This is a genomic window from Ralstonia sp. RL, assembly GCF_001683835.1.
Taxonomy (GTDB): Bacteria; Pseudomonadota; Gammaproteobacteria; order Burkholderiales; family Burkholderiaceae; genus Ralstonia; species Ralstonia mannitolilytica.
Window position 1 is genome coordinate 1 of sequence record NZ_LWRX01000210.1, and the last position, 4,512, is coordinate 4,512.

The 4,512-nt window shown below is 66.9% G+C and carries 4 protein-coding genes; 3 read left to right on the plus strand and 1 reads right to left on the minus strand.

Annotation, left to right across the window (positions count from 1 at the left end):
* Positions 1 to 378: dicarboxylate/amino acid:cation symporter (locus A6M56_RS19815; RefSeq protein WP_286758352.1), on the minus strand; the 378-nt coding region annotated here is incomplete at its 3' end.
* A gap of 432 nt (positions 379 to 810) precedes the next feature.
* Here A6M56_RS19815 and A6M56_RS19820 point away from each other — a divergent pair.
* The 3 genes from A6M56_RS19820 (at position 811) to A6M56_RS19830 (ending at position 3,761) form a co-directional block, all read left to right on the plus strand.
* Complete coding sequence (locus A6M56_RS19820; protein ID WP_502686944.1) at positions 811 to 1,308, plus strand: CreA family protein; 498 nt, start codon at positions 811 to 813, stop codon at positions 1,306 to 1,308.
* A 25-nt stretch (positions 1,309 to 1,333) separates the two neighbouring features.
* Positions 1,334 to 2,245 (plus strand): delta(1)-pyrroline-2-carboxylate reductase family protein, encoded by a 912-nt coding sequence (locus tag A6M56_RS19825; protein WP_286758353.1) that lies wholly within the window; start codon positions 1,334 to 1,336, stop codon positions 2,243 to 2,245.
* Between the two features lie 88 nt (positions 2,246 to 2,333).
* Positions 2,334 to 3,761 carry an amidase gene (locus tag A6M56_RS19830; RefSeq protein WP_286758354.1) on the plus strand — a complete coding sequence of 476 codons (1,428 nt, stop codon included), beginning with the start codon at positions 2,334 to 2,336 and terminating at the stop codon, positions 3,759 to 3,761.
* The last annotated feature ends 751 nt before the right edge of the window (positions 3,762 to 4,512 follow it).

The following is a 4,512-nucleotide window of genomic DNA, read 5'->3' on the forward strand; positions in this document are numbered from 1 at the left end:
TTTCAGGTTGGTGGCGGCGCCGACTTCCGGCAGCGGCATGCTCAGGGAATCGCCTGGACGCAGTGCATTGGCCATCACCAGGCCGATCAGCAGGGAACAGACGGACGCGCCGATGAACCAGCCGAGCGCTTTGGCGCCGATGCGGCCGACGGCCTTGGCGTCGCCCATGCCGGCCAGGCCCGCCACCAGGGTGGCAAGGATCAGCGGCGCGATGATCATCTTGATCAGGCGCAGGAAGATGTCGGTAAAGATCGAAAAATAGCCGGCGATTTCCTTGGCTGCCGCGGCATCCGGCGCCAGCGTGTGGCACAGGTAGCCGACGGCGACGCCGGCCGCCATGGCGATGCCGATCCAGGTGGTGAGTTTGATTCTTTTCATCCGAGTAGTCCTTTGCCCGCCTCCGGGGCGTAGTGATGATCATTGAAACGGTTTGCCCGGTTCTCGCGCCGGGCGGCCGGGAGCGGATTGCTATTGAGCATGCTTTATGCCAGCGCCGCCGCCATGGCGGGCTTGGCCAATGCCCTGATTTGCAAGGGAAAAATTTCGGCTGCGCGGGCGAGGGCGACGGATTTTCGGATGCGAGGAGGAGATGGCGTTCGGAAATCCGTACGCCGCGGAAGGGCGAGCGATGCGGCAGGCGGGATGGAAATTGGTTGATTGGCATCATTGTTGTGCGGGGATTCTTATCCCGTCCTGAATTTGCGCGGCCGCATCAGGGGGCGATCGTGCCAACGGTGCTACAGTATTCCCTTTGTTTGCGCAGCGCCGCATCGCGGCCTGCCGGGCGCTGCAACTACGTCGCGAAACGTCATGAAACGTCACGAAAGGAGATCGATGTCACCGCAAGCATGGACCGCCGCCGCGCTTCTGCTGGCCGCGTCGCACACTGCGTTCGCCGAAGAGATCGGCGACGTCAGCACGGTATTCAAGCTCATCGGGCCGAACCACAAGATCGTGGTCGAGGCGTTCGACGATCCCAAGGTCGGCGGCGTGGCCTGTTATCTGTCGCGCGCGAAAACCGGCGGCATCAAGGGCGCGCTCGGCATCGCCGAGGACAAGTCGGATTCCTCGGTCGCCTGCCGCCAGGTGGGAGAGATCCGCTTCAACGGCCCCATCCCGAAACAGGAGGAGGTATTCTCGGAGCGCGCCTCCATCCTCTTCAAGCATGTGCAGGTGGTGCGCATGGTGGACAGCAAGCGCAATGCCCTGGTCTACCTGGTGTACTCGGACCGCCTGATCGAAGGCAGCCCGAAGAACAGCGTGACGGCGGTGCCGGTTCCGGCCGGCCTGCGCATCCCGGTCAAGTAAACCATCTCGAATCAGGAAAACTCCCATGCAGAGTCTCGATCGCGCCCGGACGGCGGCGGCGCTTCCCTATTCCCGGCTGGTTCCCGCCCTGGCGCAGGCGGCGCGCGAACTGGCCGCCGGCGCCATCCGCGCGCCGGAGCGGCAGGTGGTGGCCATCGATGCGGCCAGCGTGCTGCTTTCCATGCCGGCCATCGGCGCCGACCTCGGCGTCGCCAAGCTGATCACGGTCCATGCGAACAATGCCGCGCACGGGCTGCCGGCCATCCAGGGCGAGGTGATCGTGTTCGACACGGCGAGCGGACGCCGGCTGGCCCTGCTCGACGGGCCGACGGTGACGGCGCGCCGCACCGCGGCCATGACGCTGCTCGGCATCGCAACGCTGGCGCCGCAAAGGCCGCGCTCGGCGCTGCTCATCGGCGCCGGCGTGCAGGCCGCGGCCCACGCCGATGCGCTGGCCGAATATTTCGGTATCGCGCAGTTCTGGGTGGCCGCGCGCGATGCGGCCGGCGCCGGGGAATTTTGCCGGGCGCTGCAGGAGCGGCACGCCGGAGCCGTGGCGCGGCCGCTGGCAGCCGGCACGCTGGCGCGGGAGCTGCCGGAAACGGACGTGGTGATTGCGCTGACCACCGCGCAGACGCCGGTGATTCCCGCCGCCCTTGCGCCGCACACGCTGGCCGTCGGCGTCGGCGCCTTCAAGCCCGACATGGCGGAATTGCCGCCGGCATTGCTGCATGCCCGGCAAATCGTGGTCGACGATCTGGCCGGCGCCCGGCACGAGGCGGGCGATCTGATCCAGGCGCGGGTGGACTGGTCCGGCGTCGTCGCGCTGGCATCCGTTTTGTCCGGGGCAGTGCGCCCGACGGGCGTGCCCGTGTTCAAGACGGTCGGGCAGGCGGCATGGGATCTGGCTGCGGCGCGGGTGGCGGTCGGGGCCTGAACCGTTCCTTGCTATTTCTTCATGCGAACCCGGTTGCAAAGGTGTTGCAACCTCAATATCAACAACAAATTTGCAGGAGACGACCATCATGCCCCGTGCCATCCTCGACATGGACGCCACCACGCTGGCCGCGAAGATCAAGGCCGGCGAAATTTCCTCGCTCGATGCGACCGAGACCTACATCGAACATCTGCGACGGGCGAACCGCCAGCTGAACTGCCTGGTGGAAGACCGCTTTGACGCCGCGCGCGCCGAAGCCCGGCAAGCCGACGCGCTGCGCGCGCAGGGGCTGGCCAAGGGGCGCCTGTTCGGAGTGCCGATATCGATGAAGGAGGCGTTCGATGTCGCCGGCATGAAAACCACCGGCGGGCTGCTGCACCGGCGCGACCGGCGGGCCACGCAGGATGCGCTGGCGGTGGCCAGGCTCAGGCGCGAAGGCGCGATCATCCTCGGCAAGAGCAACACGCCGACGCTGTGCTTTTGCCAGGAAACGGACAACAAGCTGTACGGGCGCAGCAACAACCCGTGGAATGTCGCCTGCACCACCGGCGGGTCGAGCGGCGGCGAGGCGGCCCTGATCGCCATCGGCGGCGCGGCCGTCGGGCTGGGTTCCGACATCGGCGGATCGATCCGCTTTCCCGCCCATTTCAACGGCGTGATCGGCTTTCGCAGCGGCGACCGGCAGGTGCCGCAGCAGGGGCATTTCCCGTTCACCGAGGAGCCGTGGCAGGAGCGCATGCTGGGCATCGGCGCGCTCGCCAAGTCGGTCGACGATGCCGAGCTGATCAACGCGATCGTGGCCGACGCCGCGCCGCCGGAGGTCGACGCCGACGCCTTCGAGACGGTCATCCCGCCGCCCCATCCGTGCGCGCCGCTGGAGGCGTCCACCGCCAGGCTGCTGGACGGCGTGCGCGATTTTTTCCGCACGCACGGCAGCGTCGCGCAGGACGCGCCGCCGCACTTCGACCAGGTGGCCTTGTGGTGGCAGCTGGTCATGTCGGTCGACGGCGGCGCCGGCATCGCGCGCCTCGCCTTCGATGGCGGCACACCGCGCATCTGGTCCGAGTACCTGAAGGAAGTGACGCGCCATCGCTCGCCGTACCACCGCTACCTGACCTGGGGGCTGATCGGCGCCGCGCTGTTCAGGCCGTCGCGCCGCAAGTGGGCGGGCCTGCTCGGCCAGCTCAAGCAGGCCGACGCCGACATGGCACGCTACCTCGACCGGCGGGTGCTGGTGCTGCCGGTCTACCACGGCGCGGCGTTGCCGCACGGCGGCGTGTACGGCGAGATCTTTTCCGTGCGCCGGACCTTCCTGCGCTACATGCCGTATGTCGCGCTGGTCAACGTGTTCGGCCTGCCGGCGCTGGTGGTGCCGGTGGGGACGGACGAACGCGGGATGCCGGTCGCGGTGCAGCTGGTGGCGGCGGCCGGCAATGAGCAGGCGCTGTTTCATGCCGGGCGCAAGCTCGAACGGCAGTTCCGCGGTTATGTGCGCTGCGCGGCTTATGACCGCTGAGCGGGACGGGCGACGCATCTTGCCGGATCGTTGCGTCAATACATTGAAAACACTCTAAAGGGGCGGGGCGGATGGCGCGATGGGCGCTTGTTGCAGGCCGCATACGGCGATTGAAACAGATTGTAAAAGCCTCTCAATTCAATGTTTAGCCCTGGAAATTCGGTGCTATCTTGTAGCCGCCGTCTCCTCTTTTTTCATTCGAACATGTTGCGTGACCTGACTGACATTATGTTTCGCGCCACTGCCGCCGCGCTGGCGGTTTCCGCGCTCGCTGTTCTCCTGGCAAGCTCGTTTGCCTTGTAGGAAGGCGCGGCTGGAGCGAAACTTGACGATACGGGGGCTGAACAGCCCCCGTCGTTTTTTGCATGCACGGCGCAACGCACACCTGAAAACCGAATGCCGGACATCGGGGTCCAAGTGAAAGTGACTCGGATAAAGTGAATCGGCTCAGGCGCGACGCCTGAGCGCGCGTTTCGGCAGCGAGGTGCAAGATGAAAATGCAGGCATTGTTGGCGGCAGCCCTGTTCCTGGCAGGGTGCGCCGGGCAGAACGCCGGCCTGTCCAGCGGCGCCGGCGGGACCGCCGGGACGAGCGCGAGCGGGGGCGGCGACCGGGCTCACAATACCGATGTGAGCGATGCCGTTTCCAGGGGATCGACGCGGGGCTACTCGCCATCTTCGGCGCCATCTTCGCCGCCATCCGGCAGGTGACGGCAGTCTTCCCGGCCGGACAGCGCATGCCGGGCGGCCGG